At 69.1% G+C, this 21,346-nt stretch carries 18 protein-coding genes and 1 riboswitch; of the genes, 8 read left to right on the top strand and 10 right to left on the bottom strand.

Annotated elements, in window-relative coordinates; translation table 11 throughout:
- Positions 1-10: 10 nt before the first annotated feature.
- The 5 genes from HW532_RS07885 to HW532_RS07865 all read right to left on the bottom strand — a co-directional run bounded on the left by HW532_RS07885 (position 11) and on the right by HW532_RS07865 (position 5,848).
- Complete coding sequence (locus tag HW532_RS07885; protein WP_213163859.1) at positions 11-1,966, bottom strand: TonB-dependent receptor plug domain-containing protein; 1,956 nt, start codon at positions 1,964-1,966, stop codon at positions 11-13.
- 124 nt (positions 1,967-2,090) lie between these two features.
- Positions 2,091-2,346: riboswitch (cobalamin riboswitch) on the bottom strand.
- Positions 2,347-2,410: 64 nt separating this feature from the next.
- Complete coding sequence (locus HW532_RS07880) at positions 2,411-3,139, bottom strand: 2OG-Fe(II) oxygenase (RefSeq protein WP_213163858.1); 729 nt, start codon at positions 3,137-3,139, stop codon at positions 2,411-2,413.
- On the bottom strand, positions 3,136-4,221 hold the full coding sequence (gene ada, locus HW532_RS07875; RefSeq protein WP_213163857.1) for a bifunctional DNA-binding transcriptional regulator/O6-methylguanine-DNA methyltransferase Ada: 1,086 nt from the start codon (positions 4,219-4,221) through the stop codon (positions 3,136-3,138). Before ada ends, HW532_RS07880 begins: the two co-directional genes overlap by 4 nt.
- 125 nt (positions 4,222-4,346) lie before the next feature.
- Complete coding sequence (locus HW532_RS07870) at positions 4,347-5,123, bottom strand: SDR family oxidoreductase (protein ID WP_213163856.1); 777 nt, start codon at positions 5,121-5,123, stop codon at positions 4,347-4,349.
- 14 nt (positions 5,124-5,137) lie between these two features.
- On the bottom strand, positions 5,138-5,848 hold the full coding sequence (locus HW532_RS07865; protein WP_213163855.1) for a GntR family transcriptional regulator: 711 nt from the start codon (positions 5,846-5,848) through the stop codon (positions 5,138-5,140).
- A gap of 290 nt (positions 5,849-6,138) precedes the next feature.
- Between HW532_RS07865 and HW532_RS07860 the strand changes: the two genes are divergently transcribed.
- The 7 genes from HW532_RS07860 to HW532_RS07830 all read left to right on the top strand — a co-directional run bounded on the left by HW532_RS07860 (position 6,139) and on the right by HW532_RS07830 (position 15,364).
- Positions 6,139-7,395 carry an ABC transporter substrate-binding protein gene (locus HW532_RS07860; RefSeq protein WP_213163854.1) on the top strand — a complete coding sequence of 419 codons (1,257 nt, stop codon included), beginning with the start codon at positions 6,139-6,141 and terminating at the stop codon, positions 7,393-7,395.
- 120 nt (positions 7,396-7,515) lie between these two features.
- Positions 7,516-8,391 (top strand): branched-chain amino acid ABC transporter permease, encoded by an 876-nt coding sequence (locus HW532_RS07855; RefSeq protein ID WP_213164472.1) that lies wholly within the window; start codon positions 7,516-7,518, stop codon positions 8,389-8,391.
- Between the two features lie 10 nt (positions 8,392-8,401).
- A complete protein-coding gene (locus HW532_RS07850) occupies positions 8,402-10,924 on the top strand; it encodes a branched-chain amino acid ABC transporter ATP-binding protein/permease (RefSeq protein WP_213163853.1) in 2,523 nt (840 codons plus the stop codon).
- Between the two features lie 13 nt (positions 10,925-10,937).
- A complete protein-coding gene (locus tag HW532_RS07845; RefSeq protein ID WP_213163852.1) occupies positions 10,938-11,885 on the top strand; it encodes a 3-hydroxyacyl-CoA dehydrogenase in 948 nt (315 codons plus the stop codon).
- Between the two features lie 10 nt (positions 11,886-11,895).
- Positions 11,896-12,828 (top strand): 3,5-dioxohexanoate:acetyl-CoA acetone transferase, encoded by a 933-nt coding sequence (kce, locus tag HW532_RS07840; protein ID WP_213163851.1) that lies wholly within the window; start codon positions 11,896-11,898, stop codon positions 12,826-12,828.
- Positions 12,829-12,998: 170 nt separating this feature from the next.
- Complete coding sequence (locus HW532_RS07835) at positions 12,999-14,087, top strand: siderophore-interacting protein (RefSeq protein ID WP_213163850.1); 1,089 nt, start codon at positions 12,999-13,001, stop codon at positions 14,085-14,087.
- 119 nt (positions 14,088-14,206) lie between these two features.
- Positions 14,207-15,364, top strand: a complete 1,158-nt coding sequence (locus tag HW532_RS07830; RefSeq protein WP_213163849.1) for a M20 family metallopeptidase — start codon at positions 14,207-14,209, stop codon at positions 15,362-15,364.
- Between the two features lie 77 nt (positions 15,365-15,441).
- On the opposite strand, the gene HW532_RS07825 is transcribed toward HW532_RS07830, so the two are convergent.
- From HW532_RS07825 to HW532_RS07805, 5 genes are all read right to left on the bottom strand, one after another.
- Positions 15,442-16,407, bottom strand: a complete 966-nt coding sequence (locus tag HW532_RS07825) for a HesA/MoeB/ThiF family protein (protein WP_213163848.1) — start codon at positions 16,405-16,407, stop codon at positions 15,442-15,444.
- Positions 16,408-16,468: 61 nt separating this feature from the next.
- On the bottom strand, positions 16,469-17,227 hold the full coding sequence (locus tag HW532_RS07820; protein ID WP_213163847.1) for a thiazole synthase: 759 nt from the start codon (positions 17,225-17,227) through the stop codon (positions 16,469-16,471).
- A 5-nt stretch (positions 17,228-17,232) separates the two neighbouring features.
- On the bottom strand, positions 17,233-17,430 hold the full coding sequence (gene thiS / locus HW532_RS07815; protein WP_213163846.1) for a sulfur carrier protein ThiS: 198 nt from the start codon (positions 17,428-17,430) through the stop codon (positions 17,233-17,235).
- Complete coding sequence (locus HW532_RS07810) at positions 17,420-18,382, bottom strand: FAD-dependent oxidoreductase (protein ID WP_213163845.1); 963 nt, start codon at positions 18,380-18,382, stop codon at positions 17,420-17,422. Before HW532_RS07810 ends, thiS begins: the two co-directional genes overlap by 11 nt.
- 318 nt (positions 18,383-18,700) lie before the next feature.
- A complete protein-coding gene (locus HW532_RS07805) occupies positions 18,701-20,269 on the bottom strand; it encodes a bifunctional aminoglycoside phosphotransferase/ATP-binding protein (RefSeq protein WP_213163844.1) in 1,569 nt (522 codons plus the stop codon).
- Between the two features lie 177 nt (positions 20,270-20,446).
- On the opposite strand from HW532_RS07805, the gene HW532_RS07800 reads away from it, so the two are divergent.
- Positions 20,447-20,896 carry a host attachment protein gene (locus HW532_RS07800; protein ID WP_213163843.1) on the top strand — a complete coding sequence of 150 codons (450 nt, stop codon included), beginning with the start codon at positions 20,447-20,449 and terminating at the stop codon, positions 20,894-20,896.
- The last annotated feature ends 450 nt before the right edge of the window (positions 20,897-21,346 follow it).

Genomic DNA, 21,346 nt, shown 5'->3' with positions numbered 1-21,346 from the left:
TGAAAGCGCTCTAGAACGTCACCCGCACGCCGGCATAGCCGCCGAAGCCGGGTTCGGCATAGCCCCAGACCTCGTAATAGTGCTCGTCGAGAATGTTCTCCAGCCGCCCGAAGACCTCCATGTTGGGGTTGATCTCGTAGCTGCCGGCGAGATTGACGAGCACGTAGTCGTCGAGCTCAACCACCTGCTTCTCGCTATAGTCGGCGCTGTAGACCCAGTCCTTCTGCCGGCCGTTGTAGACGATGCCGAGATTGAGGTTCGCCCGGTCGTCGAGGAAGCGGTAGTTGACGTTGAGGCTCGCCACATTGGCGGGCCGGCGTACGAGTTCCGCGCCGCTCGAATCGCGGCCATGGGTATAGGTGTAGGAGGCGCGTACGCTGACATTCTCGACAGGCTCCACAGTGAGGCCGACCTCCACGCCCTCGATTTTGGAATGGCCGGGCAAGTTGACGGAGGTGTTGCCGGCGCCGGTGATGAGATCGCCGATGCGCTGGTTGAAATAGGTCACGTCGAGGAGCGCGAGCCCGCCGAGGAGCGTCTGGTCGAACCCGGCATCCCAGCCTTCCGCCTTCTCCGGCTTCAGGTCCGGATTGCCGTGATAGGTGTTGGTGTAGCCATAGAGCTCGAACAGTGTCGGGTTCTTCACGCCCGTGCCGTAGGAGGCGCGCAGCTTGGTGCCCGTCTCCTCGATCCGGTAGGCGCCCGTCACACGGTAGGTGGTGGCGTTGTCGAAGAGCTCGTTGTCGTCGAAGCGCACGCTGCCGGTCAGCACCAGATCCTCGATGAGGGAGAGCTGGTACTCGCCGATATAGCCTGTGGAGGAGACGGAGCGGTCGAAGGACGACCACGCGCTCTTCGAGATCGCCTTGTCGCGCTCGTGCTGGAGGGCGAGTGTCAGGGTATGGGCGGCATCGAGCAGGTCCGGCGTGTCGAAGAAGACGCTCGACCGGTAGTCGACGCGCGACATGCGGCCCTTATAGGTGCTGGTCACCTCGGTGGGGTCGAGATCGCGGTAGTCGCGGTCATTGTCGGTATAGCTGTAGCCCGCGACCTGCTCCCATCGGCCGTCGAACAGGGTGAGGCGCGCCTGGGCGCGGCCGTAGAACTGCTCGCCCCGGGTGTCCTGAAGCGCGTCGACGGGGCCGGTATGGCCGTATTCGGGATAGAAGGCCTCCGCGTCGGTGTCGGTGCGGAACTTCGTGTAGCGCGCGACGCCGGTGAGCTCGAAATTCTCCGTCGGCGTGAAGCCCGCCTTGGCGAAGACGGTGCCGTTCCTGTAGCCGTCCTTCTCGGAATTGCCGAGCCGCTCGTCGGCGACCGAGATGCCGTCGGTGCGGAAGCCCGTGGCGCTCGCGAGAAGGTTCACCGTCTCCGTGCCGGCGGAGACGGAGGCGTGGCCCTTCAGCGTGTCGAAGGAGCCGCCCTGCGCCGATGCGGTGCCGTGGAGCCCGCCGCGGCCCTTGCGGGTGACGATGTTGATGACGCCGCCGATGGCGTCCGACCCGTAGAGCGCGCTCTGGGGTCCGCGCAGCACCTCGATGCGCTCGATATCCTCGGCCAGAAGGTGGGCGAAGTCGAATTCGGAGCCGGCGGACGGGTCGTTCGCCTTGATCCCGTCGATGAAGACGAGGGTCTGGTTGCCCTCCGAGCCGCGGATGCGCACCTGGGTGAGCTGGCCCGTGGGGCCGGTCCGGTTGACCGACAGGCCCGGCACCTGGCGCAGGGCCTCGGATACGAGCGTGATCTTCTGCCGGCGCAGCTCCTCGCCGGTCAGGACGGTGACCGCGCTGCCGACCTGGTCGAGCGGCGTGTCGGTGAGATTGGCGGTGACGGAGATCGTGTCGAGTGCGATCTCGTCGCCCGCAAGGGCGTCCTGCGCAAGGGCGCCCGAAGGCATGGCGAGAACGGCGAGCGCGGTGGTGGAAAGCGCGGCGGAGCGGCGCGCGCGGCTGGAAAGGGTACCCATGAAGACCTCGGGTCTGTTGCCTCGTGGCACGTCACCCGCGAACGAGGTCTTCCCGGTCATCCCTGCCTGTGAGAGGGGACTTGCGGAAGGACGCCCATCGGTTCACCCCGCCCGATGTGATCGCGTGTGACCACGGTCGATGGCAGGTCTCCTGGCTCGCGGTCGTCATCCCCTGCCGCCTTCCCGGGACCCGAGGTTCCCAGTGGCCTGTCGGCAGGGGCCATGCCGCTTACAGTTGCGGGGGCAGCCACGGACTGGAGCGCCTGAAGCAAAGAGCCGGGCAATCCGCTGCACGTCCAGCCGGACGCGGATCGCTCGGGCGGCGTCGTCACCGTGTTCCCTATCAAGCCCCGAAGGGCACCATCGGTCGGGGACAATAAGGGCCGTCGCATCGCATGGTCAAGATGCTCCGGGAGGGGTGGCGCACCTTGCCGCGCGCGCCGCCTATTGCGCGTCGTGGAAGATGATGCCGAGCGTGTGCCTGAGGCCCGAGCGTACCGCGCTCACGCCGTGGCGGAGCACCACGCGATAGGGGCCGCGCGTGCCCTGGACGGGCCGGTTGCGCACGGGGAAGACGACGCCGTCGCCGGCCTTCAGCGGCACGACCATGGCGCGCGACTGCATGCGCGGGCGTTGCTCGGTCAGCACGAACTCGCCGCCTGCAAAGTCCCGATTCGGCTCCGATAGGAGCACGGCGACCTGAAGCGGGAAGACATGCTCGCCATAGAGGTCCTGATGAAGGCAATTGTAGTCGCCGGGGCCATATTGCAGCAGGAGCGGCGTCGGGCGCGTCTGGCCCGCCTCGTGGCAGCGTGCCAGAAAGGCCTCGTGGGTTTGCGGATAGCGCACATCGATCCGCATCGCCTCGTTCCAGCGGTTGGCGATGGGGGCGAGCCGCGGATAGAGCGCGGTGCGCAGCGCGTGGACCGGCGCGGGCAGGGGATAGGCGAAATAGCGGTACTCCCCGCGCCCGAAGCCGTGGCGCGCCATGACGATGCGGCTGCGGAACCGGTCGTCCGCCCCGTAGAGCGCGGCGAGCGACCGGCATTCGTCCGGCCCGAGCAGCCCCTGGAGAACCGCAAAGCCGTCCGCATCGAGATCGCCGGCCGTCCGCCGCCAGTCGATCTCCGCGACCCGGTCGGCGATGGCCGGCATCGAGACCGTCTCTGTCATGAGCCGGCCTCGCGCGCGATCAGGGCGCGCTTGCGCTCCACGCCCCAGCGATAGCCGGAGAGCCCGCCATCGGAACGCACCACGCGGTGGCAGGGAATCGCGACCGCGATGGCGTTCGAGGCGCAGGCACGTGCCACCGCGCGCACCGCCTTCGGCGCTCCGATGCGCTCCGCGATCTCCGCATAGCTCGCCGTGGTGCCGGGCGGGATCTCGGTGAGCGCCTGCCAGACACGCTGCTGGAAGGCCGTTCCGCGCACATCGAGCGGCAGGTCGAGGCCCGCCGCGGGCTCCTCCACGAAGCCGACCACCCGGGCGACCCAGTGCTCGAAGGCCTGGTCGCCGCCGACGAGGGTTGCCTTCGGGAACCGGTCCTGCAGGTCGCGCAGCAGGACGTCCGGATCGTCGCCGAGCGTGATCGCGCAGATGCCCTTATCAGTCGCTGCGACAAGGATCGTGCCGAGCGAGCAGTCGCCGAGCGCGAAGCGGATGGTCGCGCCGTCGCCGCCGGAGCGGAAGGTGCCGGGCGCCATGCCGAGAGCCTCTGCCGCGCTGGCATAGAACCGGCTGCTCGAATTGAAGCCCGCATCGTAGATCGCCGACGTCACGGTCTGGCTTCCGGGAAGCTCCTCGCGCACGCGGTCCGCGCGCCGTCCGGCGGCATAGGCCTTCGGGGTGAGGCCGGTCGCCTCCTTGAAGACGCGGTGGAAGTGATAGCGGCTCATGCCGACGGCGCGGGCGAGCGTGTCGAGATCCGGCACCTCCTCCGCCTCGTCGATCAGCCGGCAGGCCTTCGCCACGGCATCGGCCCGCCTGCGGGCAAGCGGGGCCTCGTTCGGCCGGCAGCGCTTGCAGGGGCGGAAGCCGGCGCGCTCGGCCTCGTCCGGGCTTGCGTGGAAGGCCACGTTCTCCCGCCGCTTCGGCCGCGATCCGCAGGACGGCCGGCAATAGACGCCGGTCGTCCTCACGGAGTAATAGAAGATGCCGTCGGCGGCAGGGTCGCGGCGCCTGACGGCCTCCCAGCGCTCGTCGTCGCTGGCAAAGGCCGGTCCCGTGGATTTCGGTTTCGTCTGCACCTCGTTCATCCTGGCGCTCCATTCGGTTTGCCCGAGCCTCCTGTCGGCTCGTCGTTACCGCAATATGGCGCCTTGCGATCCTGCGAACACTCCGGGTCTTGCTTTCGAATCCGGCCCGCTGCGAACGGGGCGGATTATACAAGCATTTGCAGGTCGCCGCACACGCTGATCGCCTGGCCGGAGACGGTCGCGCCCAGGGGCGAGGCGAGATAGACGGCCATGGAGGCGATGTGCTCGGGCGGGATGAGCCTGCCGAGCGAGCTGGCGCTCAGCGCCTGGTTCGTGACCTCCTCGACGCTCACGCCGCGCGCCTTCGCCTTGTTCTCGAAGACGGAGCGGATGCGCGGCCCGTCGACGGAGCCGGGCAGAAGCGCGTTGACCCGGATGCCGTCGGCGCCGAGCTCCATGGAGAGCGACTTGGTGAGCCCCACCACGGCCCATTTGGAGGCCGCATAGGGCGAGCGCATGGCAAAGCCCAGCCGTCCGGCCGCGGAGGCGAGGTTGGCGATGCTCGGATTGTCGCTCTTGCGCAAATGGGGCACGGCGAGGCGGGCGCAGTTGAACTGGCCGGTGATGTTCACCTCAAGCGTCCTGTCCCAGTCCTCCGGCGCGATCTCCTCCACGCGGCCCGTGGGGCCGGCGACGCCGGCATTGTTGATCAGGACGTCGAGACCGCCGAGCCTGGCCACGGCATCGTCGAAGAGGCCCTCGACCTGGGCGCGGTCGGCCACGTCCGCCGTCAGCCATGTGACGTCCGGCAGCTCGCTTGCGCGCTCCGACAGGGCGGCCTCGTTCACGTCGCAGGCGACGATCGCGGCGCCCTCTGCGTGAAAGGCGCGAACCATCTCCAGCCCGATGCCGGACGCGCCGGCGGTGACCAGCACTCTGGTGCCTCGAAGTCCAAGCTCCATGGATGTCCTCCCGTTCAGGTCTCTTCGTTATCGCTTGCGCCGGGCAGATTGCCGCTGGCGAGAATGAATTCCGCCGCCGACGCGATGTCGTCGGCCACCGCCTTGCGGGCCGTCTTGCCGTCGCGGGCGCGCATCGCCTGGATGAGGCGGGCATGGTGCTTGTGCGCCTCCACCGCGTGGAGACGGCGGCCGCTGGCCAGGAGATCGAAATTGATGACCGGGCCGACCTGCAGCCACAGCCCCTCGATGATCTGCATGAGGGCGGGCATGGCGGCGGCGCGATAGGTCGCGAAATGGAGCTCCTTGTTGGCCTTGAGTGCCACCGCGCCGTCGGGGTCGGCCTTCCTGCTCTCCGCCTCGAAGGCCTTCTGGTGGCGGGCGATCTCGTCGATCTCGGCGGGCGTGGCGCGTCCGGCGGCGATCTCGGCGGCCAGGCCCTCGATCTCCATGCGGATGGTGCGCAGCTCCATGAAGCGCTCGCGCGTCATGATGGGAACGCGGATCGCACGGTTGGGCATGACTTCCAGGGCACCCTCCGCGGCGAGCCGGCTGACGGCCTCGCGGACCGGCATGGAGCTCGTGCCGGTCGCGTCGGCGAGGCCCCTGAGGGTGAACTTTTCTCCGGGCGCGACCTGCCCGGCGAGCAGGAGTTCCCTGAGGTCCCGATAGACCCGTTCGGCCAGCGTCACGCGGGAAATGCGCGCGACCTTCTCAACAACGCTCATCCGATAGCCTCAAAGCCTCGTCGCCTCCCCGTCGTCGGACCGCCAGGCCGGAGCCGGCGGCATCCGGCCCCTGTTCTACCGGCCGGGCCGCAGCCCCGTGAAACGATTTTCGGTCCGTGCCGGAAAGAGACTGGACAGGACGGGCAGACCGCGTTTTTATAGAGTTCGCATCTGTGATCACAGATGTCAAATACATCGCTCGCGGAAAACGAGTGGGTCCGGGCCGTCCGGCGATCTGTTCGCCAATCCCGGAAATGGCCCCGAGCCCGAGCAGACAGGGAGGAATAGGAATGTCTCACCGCTTTCAGCGGCCGGACCGCCGTCAGATCATCAAGGGTGTCGGCGCCGCCGCGCTCGCAGCGGGCATCGCCAAGCCCCATATCGTGCGCGCCCAGTCGGACACCGTCCGCTTCGGCCATCTCACCCCACTCACCGGCTTTCTCGGGCCCCTGGGCGAATACGCCCAGATGGGCGTCCAGCTCGCGGTGGAGGAGATCAATGCCGGCGGCGGCGTCAACGGCAAGCAGATCGAGCTCCTCATGGAGGACAGCGTCAACCCGGCCACGGCCTCGACCAAGGCGGAGCGCTATATCGAGCGCGACAATGTCGCCTGCATCGTGGGCGAGATCAGCTCCGCCTCGGGGCTCGCCATCTCCCAGGTGGCGGACCGCAACAAGGTGCTGTTCGTCAATACGGGCTGCAATTCCGACGCGCTGCGCGGGGCGAACTGCAATCGCTACATGTTCCATGTGGAAGCCTGCAATTCGCAATATGTGAAGGGTGTCGGGCGCAATTTCCTGCGCAACGGGCTGATCGACGGCAAGAAGATCTACTTCCTGACCGCCGACTACGCCTATGGCCACGATCTCTCGCGCGTCGGCAAGAACTATGTGACCGAAAACAATGGCGAGGTCGCCTGGGAGGATCTCGTGCCGACGGATGCGACCGACTTCTCCGGCTACATCCTGAAGATCCGGCAGGCGCGTCCCGACCTCATCATCTCCAATCTGGCCGGCAACCAGATCACCAACTTCGTCAAGCAGTATGCCGAATACGGGCTCGACTTCCCCTATGGCGGATTCGGCTTCGACACGGGCGTGGCCTGGGGCGCGGGCAAGGGCAATTTCGGCGGCGAGTGGCCGGTGATCTGGCATCACCTGCTCGACACGCCGGGCACGAAGGCCTTCGTGGAGGCGTTCACGGCCAAATATGGCAAGCCGCCGGAGAACCAGGCCTGGGGCGACTATGTCGCCACCAAGATCCTCGCCCAGGCGATGAACGAGACGGGCTCGACGGAGACCGACGCGCTCCTGGAGTTCCTGGAGGGGCAGAAGGAGCTCGACATCCTCAAGGGGCGGCCGGGCTATTTCCGCGACTGGGACCACCAGCTCATCCAGGAAATGTACACCATGACCGCCAAGCCTCTCGACGAGGTCCAGGACGAATGGGACCTCATGGTGCTCGGCGCGCCGGTTCCCGCGGCGGACGAGGACCTCACGGTCATCGCGCCGACGCGCGAGGAGAACGCCTGCAGCTTCGCCTCGTGACCTGAACCTCCCTGGGCCCCGGGCGGCCGGCCTGCGATCCTTCTCCGGAAGGGTCCGGCCGCCGGCTCCCGCCCGGGGCCGATGGCCCACGCGCTTTCCGAAGAGCCGTCCCCCGTGCCCATCGAACTGGTGTTCATTCTCGAGCAGTTGACGAACGGCCTCCTGGTCGGCGTCTACTACCTGCTCATCGCGCTCGGCCTGTCGCTGATCTTCTCGCTCGGCGGCATCGTGAACCTCGCCCATGGCGGGTTCTACGCCATCGGCGCCTATGTCATGGTGACGGTCGCCGACCGGCTCGGCTATCCGGCCGCCTTCGTCATCTCGCCCATCGCGGTCGCGCTGATCGGCATCGTGGTGGAGCGGGTCTTCTTCCGGAAATTCTACCGGCTCGACCCGGCGCTCGGCCTGCTCCTGACCTTCGGCATCGCCATGGTGATCGAGCAGGTGCTGCGCATGGTCTTCGGCGCGACGCCGCGGCCCTTCTCCATTCCGGAGTTCCTGCGCGGGCAGGTCTTCGTCGGCGATTTCATCTATTCGCGCTATCGCCTCGCGATCCTCGGCGTCGCCGTGGCCGCCGTCGCCGGGCTCTGGTATCTGCTCCAGCGCACCCCCTTCGGGCGGATCGTGCGCGCCGGCATCCAGGATCCCGACATGGTCGGCGCGCTCGGCATCTCGCTCAAGCCCTATCTGACCGCCGTCGCCGCGCTCGGCATCGGGCTTGCGGGGCTTGCCGGCGGCATCATGGCGCCGATCACGGGCGTCCATCCCGCCATGGGCAACGAGATCCTGATCGCCGCCTTCGTGGTGGTGGTGATCGGCGGGCTCGGCTCGTTCTGGGGCGTCGTGCTTGCCGCCCTTCTCGTCGGCGCGGTGCGCGGCCTGACGGTCTATTTCTTCCCGCCCGCGGCGGAAGCCTCGATGTATCTCCTCATGTTCCTGGTTCTGCTGCTGCGGCCGCGCGGCCTGTTCGGCGAGCGGATTGCACGGCTGGAGTAGGCGGAGCCCCATGATCATGCGTCATCTCAATCTCCTGGTCGTCCTCGCGGCCCTCATCGTCCTGCCGTTCCTGCTGAACGCCATCGGGCTCACCACGGGGTCCGCGACCGATGTCGTGCTGCTCGCGGTGGCCGCGCTCGCGCTCAACCTGCTCGTCGGCTATACGGGGCTGATCTCCTTCGGCCACGGCGTGTGGTTCGGGCTCGGGGCCTATGGGGCGGCGCTCGCCCAGCGCCACCTGTTCGAGGGCCAGATGCTGCTGCCCGCGCTCGCCGCGCTGGCGCTTACCGCCATCGTCGCCATGGGGCTCGGCTTCCTGATCCTGCGCCGGCGCGGCGTCTATTTCTCGCTGCTCACCCTCGCCCTGACCGCGATCGGTTTCACCGTCGCCTTCCGCTGGACGAGCGTGACCGGCGGCGAGAACGGCATCGGAAACGTGACGCGCGGCAATCTGTTCGGCGCCGATCTCGGCGGCGACTGGGCCTATTACACCGTCGTCGCCATCGTCGCCTTCGCCGTCGTCTTCCTGCTGCAGCGCTTCGTGCGCTCGCCCATCGGCACGGTGCTGGTCGCGGTGCGCGAGAACGAGGAGCGGGCGCGCTTCCTCGGCTATCCGACGACCTCCTACAAGGTGATCTGCTTCACCGTGTCGGCGGGCGTCACGGCGCTTGCCGGCGTGATGTTCGTGTTCCAGCACCGTTTCGCTTCCGCCGATCCCATGCTGCCGGCGTTTTCCGGCGAGCTTCTCGCCATGGTCATCATCGGCGGCATGAGGAGCTTTCTGGGCCCCGCCCTCGGCGCGCTCTTCTATGTGCTGTTCCGGGAGTTCCTGTCGCAGTGGACGCCGGACTGGCTGCTCTATTTCGGGCTGCTCTTCGTCGCCTTCATCTTCTTCTCGCCGACCGGGCTGGTCGGCGTGGCCGGCCGCCTGCTCGCCCCCTTCCGGCGGGAAGAGGAGGGAACGGCCGCCATGGCGGGCCGGTCGGCGGCGGAGGCCGGTCCCCTGCCGGCCTTCCTGCAATCGGCCAATCCGGGCGGCGGCAAGCCGCTCGCCGTCGACGGCGTCGCCAAGAGCTTCGGCCCGGTCCAGGCGGTGCGGGGCGCGAGCTTCACCGTGGAGGACCGCGCGCTCCATGCGCTCATCGGACCGAATGGCGCGGGCAAGACCAGCGTCTTCAACCTGATCTCCGGCATGTTCCCACCCGACCGCGGCGCGGTGCTGCTCGATGGGGAGCGCATTGACGGGCTGGAGCCCCATGCGGTCTGCCGCCGGGGGCTCGCGCGCTCCTTCCAGATCACCAATCTGTTCCCGGGGCTGACGGTGGAGGAGAACCTCCGCCTTGGCGTGCAGGCGACCCATGCCAGCCGGCTCAACCCCTGGGTCGATGCCGCCTCCATCGCCTCCGTCAATGCGGAGACGGAGGAGATCGCCCGCTTCCTCGGCGTGAAGGGCATGGAGAAGGCGGAGGCCGGCGCCCTGTCCTATGGCGGCCAGAGGCTGCTCGACATGGGGCTGGCGCTCACCTCGAAGCCGCGTGTCCTGCTGCTCGACGAGCCGTTGGCGGGGCTGGCGGCGGCGGAGCGCGAGCGCGTCGGCAATCTCGTCAAGCAGCTCTCCGGGGCCCTGCCGGTCCTGCTCGTGGAGCACGATATCGACCGCGTCTTCCAGCTCGCCGACGCCGTGACCGTCATGAGCAATGGCGAGGTGCTGGTCGACGGGACGGTGGAGGATGCGCGCTCCGACGCCCGCGTCCAGGAGGTCTATATCGGCTCCGGCGCGGCGGCGATCTCGCGCACCGACCCGGAGGCGGATGTCGCGGACCGGGAGGTGCTTCTCGACGTCGCCGACGTGGACACCTTCTACGGCAAGAGCCGGATCCTCTCCGACATCTCCATGGCGGTGCGCGAGGGCGAGATCGTGGCGCTTCTCGGGCGCAACGGCGCGGGCAAGTCCACCCTGCTCAAGACGCTGGTCGGCATCGCGCCGCCCGCCAACGGATCGGTGACGCTCGCGGGCGAGGGCCTCGCCGGCCTGGCCTCCGCGGAGATCGCCCGGCGCGGCATGGGTTACGTGCCCCAGGGGCGTGGCCTGTTCCACGGCATGACGGTGCGCCAGAACCTCGAGCTCGGCCGCCTGAAGCGCCTGACCGGAGCGGGGATCCACTGGAGCGAGGAGCGGGTCCTTGAGTTCTTCCCCCGTCTCGGCGAGCGCCTCGACGTCGCCGCCGACCATCTCTCCGGCGGCGAGCAGCAGATGGTGTCGGTGGCCCGCGCGCTGATGGGCGACACGCGCCTCCTGCTGCTCGACGAGCCTTTCGAGGGCCTGTCGCCGGCGGTGACGGAGGAGCTGTTCCACGCCTTCGACAGGCTGCGCAAGGAGGTCGCGATCGTCATCGTCGACCATCATCTCGACCTCGTACTGAACCTGTCGGACAGCGCGGTGGTGCTGGAGCGCGGCCAGGTGATCCACAGGGGCGCGGCGCGGCCCCTGGCCTCCGACTACGAGCTGCGCCGCGAGATTTTGTGGCTATGATGGGAATGTCGGCATGACGAAAGTGGCAGTGGTCGGGTCCGGGTTCATCGGGCGGGCCTGGGCGATCTCCTTCGCGCGGGCGGGGCTCGATGTCGCCCTGTTCGACAGGGACGGGGCCGCGCTGGACCGGGCGCGCGACTACGTTGCGGAGATCCTCCCCACGCTTGAGGACTACGATCTCCTGAACGGAGCCAGGCCCTCCGACGTGCTGGGCCGGATCGTGTCCGAGCCGCGCCTGCGCGACGCGCTCGACGGGGCGCGCCACATCCAGGAGAACACGCCGGAGGACCTCGACATCAAGCGCGCGGTGTTCTCCGAGCTGGAGGAGGCCGCGCCCCGCGACGCGGTCATCGCCTCGTCGACCTCGTCGCTCCTGCCGTCGCGCTTCACCGAGCATCTGAAGACGCGGGAGCGCTGTCTCGTGGTCCATCCGATCAACCCGCCCTATCTGGTGCCGGCCGCGGAGATCGTGCCGGCGCCTTGGACGGCGGAGGAGGCCATGGCCGCGACCGCCGGCCTGATGGAGGAGGTCGGCCAGAAGCCCATCGTCATGAGGCGCGAGATCGACGGCTTCGTCATGAACCGGATGCAGGGCGCGCTTCTGGAGGAGGCGTTCCGGCTGGTCGCGGACGGCTATGCCTCGCCGGAGGATATCGATGTCGGCATCCGCGACGGGCTCGCGCTCAGATGGAGCTTCATGGGGCCGTTCGAGACCATCGATCTCAACGCGCCGGGCGGTGTGCGCGACTATGTGGAGCGCTATCAGGGCATCTATGAGAGGATCACGCCGACCCAGGCGCGGCGCGTCGACTGGGCGGGCCCCGTGCTCGAGCGCGTCGAGGCCGACCGCCGCACGGCCCTTCCCGACACCGCGCTCGAAGGCCGCCAGAAATGGCGCGACAAGCGATTGATGGCGCTCATCGCCCACAAGCGGGCGGCGGCGAAGACGATTGGCGAATAGGGAGACGAAGATGGCTCAAGCACGCAAAGTCGTGATCACCTGCGCCGTGACGGGCGCCATTCACACGCCGACAATGTCGAAGTATCTGCCCGTGACGCCCGACGAGATCGTGTCGGACGCGCTCGCCGCGGCGGAGGCGGGGGCGGCGGTGCTGCACCTTCATGCCCGCGACCCTAAGACGGGCAAGCCGGACCAGACGCCGGAGGCCTTCGCCCGCTTCCTGCCGCGCATCAAGCAGCAGACCAACGCCGTCATCAACATCACGACCGGCGGCAGCCCCTATATGAAGGTGGAGGAGCGCGTCCTGCCGGCGGCGACCTTCAAGCCCGAGGTCGCCTCGCTCAATATGGGTTCGATGAATTTCGGCCTGTTCCACCTGCTCGACAAGTACAAGGACTTCCAGCACGACTGGGAGCGCCAGCATCTGGAGAACACGCGCGATCTCGTCTTCCGCAATACCTTCAAGGATATCGAGTACATCCTGGAGACCTGCTACGACAACGGCACGCGCTTCGAGTTCGAGTGCTACGATATCGGCCATCTCTACAATCTGAAGCACTTCTACGACCGCGGGCTTGTCAAGCCGCCGCTGTTCATCCAGTCGGTGTTCGGCCTGCTCGGCGGCATCGGTCCGCACCCGGAGGATGTCGCGCATATGAAGCGCACCGCCGACCGCCTGTTCGGCGACGACTATCGCTGGTCGGTGCTCGGCGCGGGCCGCCACCAGCTCCCGATCGCGGCTACCTCGGCGGCCATGGGCGGCAATATCCGGGTGGGGCTGGAGGATTCGCTGTGGGCCGGCCCCGGCAAGCTCGCCACCTCCAACGCCGATCAGGTGAAGCTCGCGCGCAAGCTCATCGAGGGGCTCGGGCTCGGCGTCGCCACGCCCGACGAGGCCCGCGAGATCCTGTCGCTCAAGGGCGGCGACAAGGTGAATATCTGACCCCGGGACCGCCCTGCCTCGCCATGCCCGGCCGGTCCGGGCATGGCGACGACGCGCGGGCGATTGTCCTGGCGATGTCGGTTTCTCATGTAATTAAAATAGTTAAAAGCAATATTTCTTGAGTATAGTCTGGCGTCACGCTATCCCTCCGGACGAACCGGAGAGATATCATGTCCGTTCTTGTTGCCAAGACGACCGTAAGCCTGTCCGATCCCAAAGCCTGCATGGCGGCGTTGCTGGAGCATTTCGCCGAGCACGATGCGGAGGTCGTGCGGGGCGAGAGCCGCGGCGAAGCCGTGTTCGAGGGGCGCAAGGCGGCGTTCGAGGCGCAGGCCGGCGCGCTCGGCATGCGCGCGGAGGCCGAGGACGAGACGGCGCTCGCCTTCCTGAAGACCTTTCTCGCCGCCCATCTCCTGGAGGCGGCCGCCGGCGAGACGCCGGAAATCGTGTGGACCGGCGACGGCGCCGGAGCCGGACGCCTGCCCAATTTCCGCGAGCTGACGGTGCTCGGCATTCGGGACGTGACGCCGCGCATGCGCCGCATCACCTTCGCCGGTGAGGATCTCGAGAGCTATGCCGCGGGCGGGCTCCATATCAAGATCCTGATCCCTCCGCCGGGGATCGGGACGCCCGAATGGCCCACCGTCGCGGCGAGCGGCCTTCCCGTCTGGCCGGAGGAGGAGCGCCGGCCGGCGGTCCGCACCTATACGGTGCGCCGCGTCGATCCGCGCGCGGGCGAGATGGATATCGACTTCGTGATCCATGGCGATGGGGGACCGGGAACGACCTTCGCGCTGCGTGCGGCGCGCGGCGACAGGCTCGGCATTATCGGGCCGGGCGGCGGCGAGGTGCCGGAGGCCGACTGGTATCTGCTTGCCGGCGACGAGACCGCGCTTCCCGCCATCGCGCGGATCCTGGAGACCCTGCCGCGTGAGGCGAGGGGAACCGCGCTCATCGAGGTCGCGGATGCCGGCGAGGACCAGGCGCTTGCGCATCCGCCCGGCATGGCCGTTCGCTGGCTCCATCGCGACGGCGCGCCCGCCGGCACGACGGACCTCGTTGTCGAGGCCGTCCGGCAGGTGGCATGGCCCGAGGATGGCGCCCGCGTCTTCGCCTGGGCGGGCGCTGAGTATGCGGCCTTCAGGGCGCTGCGCCGGCACTGGCGAGAGGAGATCGGCCTCGACCGCTCGCAGCATCTCGCCGTCGGCTACTGGCGGCGCGGCACGCCGCAGGGCGACGGCAAGGGCGCGCGCGGCTGAGGTTTGGCGAACCGGAGCGTCGGGGGCCTTTTCCTTTCCGCAACGGACGGCTAGTTTCGCTTGCGGGGGCCTTTGCCCCCGCCTGCCGAAATGTCCTGTCCCGAACCGGAGAACCCCCCATGACCGCGATCACCGCGAGCGATATCGATCTCGATGCCGTCCTGTCCACGCTCCGGAGCTGGGTCGGGATCGAGACGCCGACGCCGGAGGGCGCGCGGGTCAATGCGCTGGTCGACAGGGTGGAAGCGCTCGCCGGCGAGCTCGGATTGCGCTGCGAGCGCATCGACGGGACGGACGGCCGTGGCGACATTCTGGTGGTGCGCACGCCGAGCGCGGGTAACGGGCGGGGCCCGACGCTGCTCGCCCATCTCGATACCGTCCACCCCGTGGGCACGATCTCCGGCCCGCTGCCCGTGCGCGCGGAGGGCGACAGGCTCTACGGGCCCGGCATCTACGACATGAAGTCCGGCGCGCTGATGGCGCTGTGGTCTCTGGGGCTGCTCACGCGGCGCATGGGGCCGGAGGTTCCGCCGGCGAGCCTCGTCTTCGTGCCGGACGAGGAGACGGGCAGCGAGACCTCGCGCCATGTCATCGAGCGCGAGAGCCGGGACGCGCTGGCCGTCCTCACCGTCGAGCCGGCGCGCGACGGCGGCAAGGTGGTGACCGCGCGCAAGGGCGTGGCCATTTACGACATCCTGATCGAGGGCCGGGCCTCCCATGCCGGTGCGCGCCCCGAGGCCGGGCGCAGCGCGATCCGCGAGGCGGCCCGCGCCGTGCTCGCGCTGGAGGCGATGAACGATGCCGAGCGCGGAGTGACGGTGACGGTCGGCCAGATCCGCGGCGGCACGGCGCGCAATGTGGTGCCGGAGCGCTGCCTCCTGGAGGTCGATGCGCGGCTTCCCGACGAGGCCTCCGTCGGCCCGGTCCTGGAAGCCATCGAGGGGCTGGAGCCCATCGATCCCGATGTCTCGATCACCGTCAGGGGCGGGCTCAACCGGCCGCCCTTCACCATGACGCCGGAAAGCGAGGCGCTGTTCCGGCATGCCTGCGCGCTGGCCGGCGGGCTCGGCATCGATCTCGTCGGCATGACGACGGGCGGCGGGTCGGACGCGAATTTCGCAGCCCCCCTCGGCGTGCCCGTGCTCGACGGGCTCGGCGCCGATGGCGACGGCGCCCATACGACCGGCGAGCACATCTATGTGTCGTCGGTGGCCCCGCGCCTCGCGCTGCTCGCCAATCTCGTCGCAACCCTCGACAAGGCACCCCTCAAGGGCTGACGACGCGCCCAGACCGGTTCCTGTATCGCCCGCGCTTTCGAACCGGAATAGTGGTTTCCACTTTTCCTGAAAACCCTCTATCGCCCCGCCGCGAGGATGGCGACGGGGGTGGAGGTCCGGGCCGCCAGCCGCCGTGCCGCGCGCCAGGCCCGCAAGCCCGTGGCGCAGACGAAGACCACGCGGCGGTCCGGGCCGGGCTCGAACCGGGCCACATCCTCCGGCGACATGCGCTGCGCATGCGGCACGGGGAGGTCGGGCGCCTCGCGCGGGTCGCGCAGCTCGATCACGATGTCGTCCGGGCCGATCTCGCCGCGTGCGACGATCCGGGGCGCCGCCGTGTCCGGCTCCGGGGCCGTGTCGAAGCGGAAGGAGGACAGGCGCCAGGACTGCAGGTCGACCGAGAGGAGGAGGCCCAGCGGGCTCGGTTCGTGGCCCAGCAGGACCGCGAGGGCCATCTGGGCCTGGAGCGCGCCGAGCGTGGCGACCGCGGGCCCCATGACCCCGCCGCCTGCACAGGACGGCATCGTCTCCGGCAGGTCGGGAAAGATGCTGCGATAGCTGGGCGCTCCGCCGCAGAACCCGCCGGCATAGCCGCTGCGCGCGAGCACGGAGGCGCTGATCAGCGGAATGCGCGCGGCATGGCAGAGGTCGGAGAGCGCGTAGGTTACAGCGATTGTGTCCGCGCCATCGACGACCAGATCGGCCTGGGCGATCTCGCGGGCGGCGAGAACCGGGTCGAGGCTGGCGACCAGGGGCGCGACATGGCACTCCCGATTGAGCGCGGTGAGCGCCTCCGCGGCGGCTTCGGCCTTCGCCCGGCCGAGATCCGACATGCGGTAGAGGATCTGGCGGTGGAGGTTGCTCTCCTCCACCTCGTCGGGGTCGATCACCCGCAGCGTGCCGACGCCCGCGCCGGCGAGGAGCGGCAGCACGGTCGAGCCGAGCCCGCCCGCCCCGACGACGAGGACGCGGGAGGCGCGGAGGCGGGCCTGACCCTCCGCGCCGATCTCTGGAAGGCGGGTCTGCCGGTCGTAGCGGGTCATCGGCCATGCTCCGACGTTGCGGTGGACGGGGACGGGGGACGTGGCGAGAGGGGGCCGGCCATCAGGAAAGCTCCGCCATGCCGAAGATCGGGGTCGAGGCCGACGCCATGTCGCGCGGAGGCATGAGGCCCGCGCGAAAGGCCTCGTGTCCGGCGGCGACGGCCTTGGCGAAGGCGGCGGCCATGGCCACCGGATCGACGGCCCTGGCGACGGCGGTGTTCGCGAGCACGGCGTCGAAGCCCATCTCCATCGCGTGCGCGGCCTGCGACGGCGCGCCGATACCGGCGTCGATCACGAGGGGAATGTCCGTGAAATGCGCGCGCATCGCCCGCAGCCCGTCGATATTGCGCAAACCCCGGCCGGAGCCGATCGGCGCGCCCCAGGGCATCAGGACGCGGCAGCCCGCCTCGACCAGCTTCTCCCCGAGGATCAGGTCCTCGGTCGTGTAGGGGAAGACGTCGAAGCCGTCAGCGCAGAGGATGCGCGCGGCCTCGACGAGGGCGAAGGGGTCGGGCTGCAGCGTGTCGGCATGGCCGGTCACCTCCAGCTTGATCCAGGGCGTGCCGAACAGTTCGCGCGCCATATGGGCGGTGGTGACGGCCTCGCTGGCCGTCTGGCAGCCGGCGGTGTTGGGAAGGATGCGACAGCCGCTTTGCGAGAGGAGGTCGCGGAAGGCCGCGCCGTCGGGCCCCTCGCGCCGCAGCGACATGGTTATCACCTCCACGCCGGAGGCGGCGATGGCCTCGCGCAGGACCGCGGGCGAGGGATATTGCGCGGTGCCGAGCATCAGCCGGCAGGTCAGCTCCGTGCCGTAGAACATGGGGGTCAGCCTCCCTGCATCGGGGACAGGACCTCGACCTTCGAGCCCTCCGCGAGCGGCGTGCGGGGGCGCAGGCCCTTCGGCACGAAGACGCCGTCCACCGCCGTCGCGACGCTGGCGGCGTCGAAGCCCTGTTCGTCGATCAGTTCGGCGAGGGTGGCCGACCGGGTGGTCGCGGTCTTTCCGTTGATCTCAATGCGCATGGGTCATCTCCTGTGTCAGCGTGTGTGCCAGCGTCTCCGACAGGACAGGCGCCATGAGGAAGCCGTGGCGATACATGCCGTTGATGTGGAAGCGGTCGTCCTCGCGGCGGATGGCGGGAACGTTGTCGGGAAAGGCCGGGCGCAAGCCTGCGCCGCTCGCGGTCACCTCCGCCTCCGCGAAGGCGGGGTGGACCGTGTAGGCGGCCGACAGGAGCTCCATCGTCGCGCGGGCGGTCACGCCCCCGGCATGGGCGCTCTCCACCATGGTCGCGCCGACCATGAAGCGACCCTTGCCGCGCGGGACGATGTAGCAGGGAAAGCGCGGATGGAGCAGGCGGACCGGGCGGCTCAGCGCCACCTCGCCGGTGTGCAGCTCCAGCATTTCGCCGCGCACGGCGCGCAGGTCGCCGAGGCGGTCGCGCGCGCCCATGCCGCGGCAATCCACGATCCGCCCGCGCGGCGGTCCGTCGTGGAACGCCACCCCGCGGGCGACGAGACGGTCGCGCAGATGGGCGAGCGCCTTGCGCGGGTCGAGATGGGCCTCGTCGGCGAAGAACAGGGCGCGGGAGAAGCGCCCCTCGAGGGCCGGCTCGATCTGCGACGGGTCGGCCAGGCGGTGGCCCCGCGTCGCACGGGCGAACCGGTCGAGCTCGCTCGCGTCGCGCGGCGGGGCGATGACCAGCGTGCCGCGCCGCTCCACGCCAGGCACATGGCGCGCCCACCAGTCGAGCGCCCTCTGCCCGCCGCGAATGACGGTGTCGGGCGCGACTTCGCCCTCGCAGAAGGGGGCGAGCATTCCGCCCGCCAGATGCGAGGCGGGCGGCGCCGCATCGCCGGGGACGACGACCTCGACGGCCAGCCCCCGGCCGCTCAGGGCGGTGGCGGCGCAAAGCCCCGATACGCCCGCGCCGAGAACAGAGATCAGTTCGGGGGCGGGACAAGGCGCGGTCATTCCGGTCTCCTCTCTCGAAAGGACCCGGGATGACGCTGGCGGCGGAAGGAAACTTGCGGCCCGAATGCGGGACAGGACCGGAGCGGCCCGAAAGGACCGCCCCCTTGTGTTCGAGCTCTGGGGAAGTGCGCCCTTCGGTCTTCCTACGCCAGCGTCAACTGGGTCAGGTTCAAAGGGTCGCGTCGCCGGGGTTTCCCCTGTCAGCCTCTCAGTCCCCTTGGCGGGACTCCCCTGACGTCGCGTCAGGATGGACCGGCCGGGCGGGCCGGGTCAACCGGTTTGGGGGATAGGGGGAAGCCGGCTCCGGGGGGCGCCGGGTCAGGAGGCGAGCGCGAAGGCGTCGTCGACGATGTCGCGCGCCGCCTCCAGCGTCGCCTCGGGCGTGCGGCTGGCGTCGATCGCCGTCCAGGAGACGGGTCCGGTGGCGTGGGCGATCTGCCTGCGCACGATCTCCTCGTCGGCGTCGGAGGCGTCGCCCTGCCGGGCCTCGACACGGGCGATCATGGTGTCCGGCGAGGCCGACAGCCACAGCCCCACGAAGGGCGCGTCGAGCTCGCAGGCCACCTTCGCGATGTCGGCACGCTCGTCGCGCTTCATGAAGACCGCGTCGACAACCACGGAATGGCCGGCCCGCAGCGCGATACGCGCCTTCTGCAGGAGGAGGTCGTAGACCCTGTCGCTGGTCTCCTGCGTATAGGCCTCTTCCGGCAGGGCGTCGGTGTCGTCCACATTGAACATCGCCTTGCGCTCGACGTCGCTGCGCAGGTGGAGCGCGCCCGGCGCCCGGCCGATCCCGGGGGCGAGGCCGGCGGCGAGGGTCGTCTTGCCGGTGCCGGACAGCCCGCCAATGGCGACGAGCCTGGGCGTGGACGGGGCGAGATATCCTAACGCCGCATCGAGATAGGCTAGCGCGCGTTTCTCGAGCGCCGCCTTCTCCTCGCCCTCGACCTGGCCCGCCCGGTCGAGCGACACGATCGCGCGGACGCCCGCCCGGCAGGCCAGGAACAGCGGCAGGGCGACCAGCCCGTAGACATTGGCCAGGGCGTCGTCGTAGCGCAGATAGCGGTTGAGGACACGATGGGCCTCCGCCCGCCGGCCGCGCTCGATCAGGTCCATCAGCAGATAGGCGAGGTCGTAGAGCACGTCGATGGTGGCGAGCTCGTCGTCGAACTCGAGCGCGTCGAACAGCGCCGGCTCCCCGTCCATCACCACGATATTGGCGAGATGCAGGTCGCCATGGCAGCGCCGCACGAAGCCGCGTTCGGCCCGGAGGTCGAGGCAGTGCCGGGCGGCTGCGAGCGCGTCGCCCGCCATCTGCGCGAAGCGGCGCCGCCTGTCCTCCGGCACGACATCGGCCGCGGCGGCCAGCGCGCGGTCAATCTGGTCGACGATGGCCGCGATCCGGTCGTGGCCGGGCTTGCTGCGGTCGACGGGCGCGCGCTTGTGCGCCTTGGCGACGATCCGCGCCAGCCTGTCGAGCAGGTCGTCGTCCAGCGCGCCGCGCTCGCAGATCCGGTCGAGGATCTGCTCCTGGTCGAACCGGGTCATGCGGACCGCCCATTCGACCGGCTCGCCCGATCCGCCGATCCTGAGCGCGCCGTCGGCCTCTCGCGTGATGGCCACCACGTCGCGGTAGATCCGCGGCGCGTTGGGCCTGTTGAGCTCGAATTCGCGCTCGCATACCGCGCGGCGCTTCTCCAGCGTGGAGAAATCCATATAGGGCAGGGCGACGGCGCGCTTGATCTTGACCGCCTGCTTGCCGGCCAGGAACACCATGGCGCCATGGGTGTCGATCCTGTCCACCTTGCCGGGCGCGGGCCGGTAGCTCGACGGCGTCATGAGAAACGCCTCGACCTCGTCCTGCCTGTCCTGTCCGTCCTGCACCATGTCTTGAGCGGTTCCTGTATCGTATGCATCTATGATGTCGCGGCCATCCTCAACCATGACGGTCGGAACGACCTTGAGCCGTGTCAAGGCCGGGGAGGGCAAAACGGACACAATGGGTCTTGTCAGCCAAAGGCTGAGCATGCAAGCGATAGTAGCTTCCGGAAGAAGGACGAGACCATGAAGCCGACACGTACCTGGATCCTGATCGCGGATGGCGCGAGGGGCAAGGTTCTGCTGAACGAGGGGCCCGGTCGCGGGCTCAGGGCGCTCGAAGGGCTCGAGTTCAGCGAGGACGTGCCGCCCACGCGCGATATCGACGCCGACCGGCCGGGGCGCTCGTTCGACTCCCATGGCGAGGGCCGCCATGCCATGGAGCCGCCCTCCGACCCGCACCGCCAGCGCAAGGAGGCTTTCGCGCGGCGGCTGGCGGAGGTGCTGGCCAAGGGGTGCCGGCGCAACGATTTCGACCAGCTCGTCATTGTGGCGCCGCCCTCCGCGCTCGGCGACCTGCGCAACGCGCTCGCACCGGAGGTCAAGGCGCGGGTCAAGGCGGAGCTCCCCAAGGATCTCACGCGCACGGACATGACGGAACTGCCGCGCCATCTGGAAACGGTGCTGGCCGTCTGATCGCCTCTCGGGCCGACGCGCCCCGTCCGCAAGCCCGCCTCGGCAACCCTGGGCTGCAAGCTCCCATGGATGCCGGATCGGGCCTGCGGCGGCACCCATGTCCCCGGCGCGTCGCCAAAATCCTTAAAATTGCCATATCCTCCCCGGTAAATGACGCGGTGTCTTGCGCATTGCCGACGGCCTGTTCGGATGCATTTCCAGCGCGATGCGAGGCTGCTGGCGTTCGGCCGGCAGCCGTGTCATCACAGTTTGGTCCAATTGATTCTCTAACCGCTTAGGTTGATGGCGGTTTCAGCATCCAACACTGTCGGAGCGCCGTTCCGATACGTCGGAAGGGGGGTGAAGTTCATGGATCGTCGTGAGTTGCTGCAGCTTGCGGCAGGAGCGGCTTTGTGGGCGGGCCTCGTGCCGTCCCGCGCGTCCGGTGCCGAGGGGACGGTTTCCTCGGCG

Source organism: Kaustia mangrovi, assembly GCF_015482775.1.
In the GTDB taxonomy this organism is placed as follows: domain Bacteria; phylum Pseudomonadota; class Alphaproteobacteria; order Rhizobiales; family Im1; genus Kaustia; species Kaustia mangrovi.
The sequence above is the reverse complement of the archived record's forward strand: the minus strand, read 5'-3'. Positions and strand labels throughout refer to the sequence as shown.

Bases quoted from the DNA above. Each gene is read 5' to 3' on its own strand.
- HW532_RS07885 (WP_213163859.1), bottom strand. From the start codon at position 1,966: ATGGGTACCCTTTCCAGCCGCGCGCGCCGCTCCGCCGCGCTTTCCACC.
- ada (WP_213163857.1), bottom strand. From the start codon at position 4,221: ATGAACGAGGTGCAGACGAAACCGAAATCCACGGGACCGGCCTTTGCC.
- thiS (WP_213163846.1), bottom strand. From the start codon at position 17,430: ATGCGCATTGAGATCAACGGAAAGACCGCGACCACCCGGTCGGCCACC.
- HW532_RS07835 (WP_213163850.1), top strand. From the start codon at position 12,999: ATGTCCGTTCTTGTTGCCAAGACGACCGTAAGCCTGTCCGATCCCAAA.
- HW532_RS07845 (WP_213163852.1), top strand. From the start codon at position 10,938: ATGACGAAAGTGGCAGTGGTCGGGTCCGGGTTCATCGGGCGGGCCTGG.
- HW532_RS07810 (WP_213163845.1), bottom strand. From the start codon at position 18,382: ATGACCGCGCCTTGTCCCGCCCCCGAACTGATCTCTGTTCTCGGCGCG.
- HW532_RS07870 (WP_213163856.1), bottom strand. From the start codon at position 5,123: ATGGAGCTTGGACTTCGAGGCACCAGAGTGCTGGTCACCGCCGGCGCG.
- HW532_RS07865 (WP_213163855.1), bottom strand. From the start codon at position 5,848: ATGAGCGTTGTTGAGAAGGTCGCGCGCATTTCCCGCGTGACGCTGGCC.
- HW532_RS07830 (WP_213163849.1), top strand. From the start codon at position 14,207: ATGACCGCGATCACCGCGAGCGATATCGATCTCGATGCCGTCCTGTCC.
- HW532_RS07825 (WP_213163848.1), bottom strand. From the start codon at position 16,407: ATGACCCGCTACGACCGGCAGACCCGCCTTCCAGAGATCGGCGCGGAG.
- HW532_RS07860 (WP_213163854.1), top strand. From the start codon at position 6,139: ATGTCTCACCGCTTTCAGCGGCCGGACCGCCGTCAGATCATCAAGGGT.
- HW532_RS07800 (WP_213163843.1), top strand. From the start codon at position 20,447: ATGAAGCCGACACGTACCTGGATCCTGATCGCGGATGGCGCGAGGGGC.
- HW532_RS07805 (WP_213163844.1), bottom strand. From the start codon at position 20,269: ATGGTGCAGGACGGACAGGACAGGCAGGACGAGGTCGAGGCGTTTCTC.
- kce (WP_213163851.1), top strand. From the start codon at position 11,896: ATGGCTCAAGCACGCAAAGTCGTGATCACCTGCGCCGTGACGGGCGCC.
- HW532_RS07820 (WP_213163847.1), bottom strand. From the start codon at position 17,227: ATGTTCTACGGCACGGAGCTGACCTGCCGGCTGATGCTCGGCACCGCG.
- HW532_RS07880 (WP_213163858.1), bottom strand. From the start codon at position 3,139: ATGACAGAGACGGTCTCGATGCCGGCCATCGCCGACCGGGTCGCGGAG.
- HW532_RS07850 (WP_213163853.1), top strand. From the start codon at position 8,402: ATGATCATGCGTCATCTCAATCTCCTGGTCGTCCTCGCGGCCCTCATC.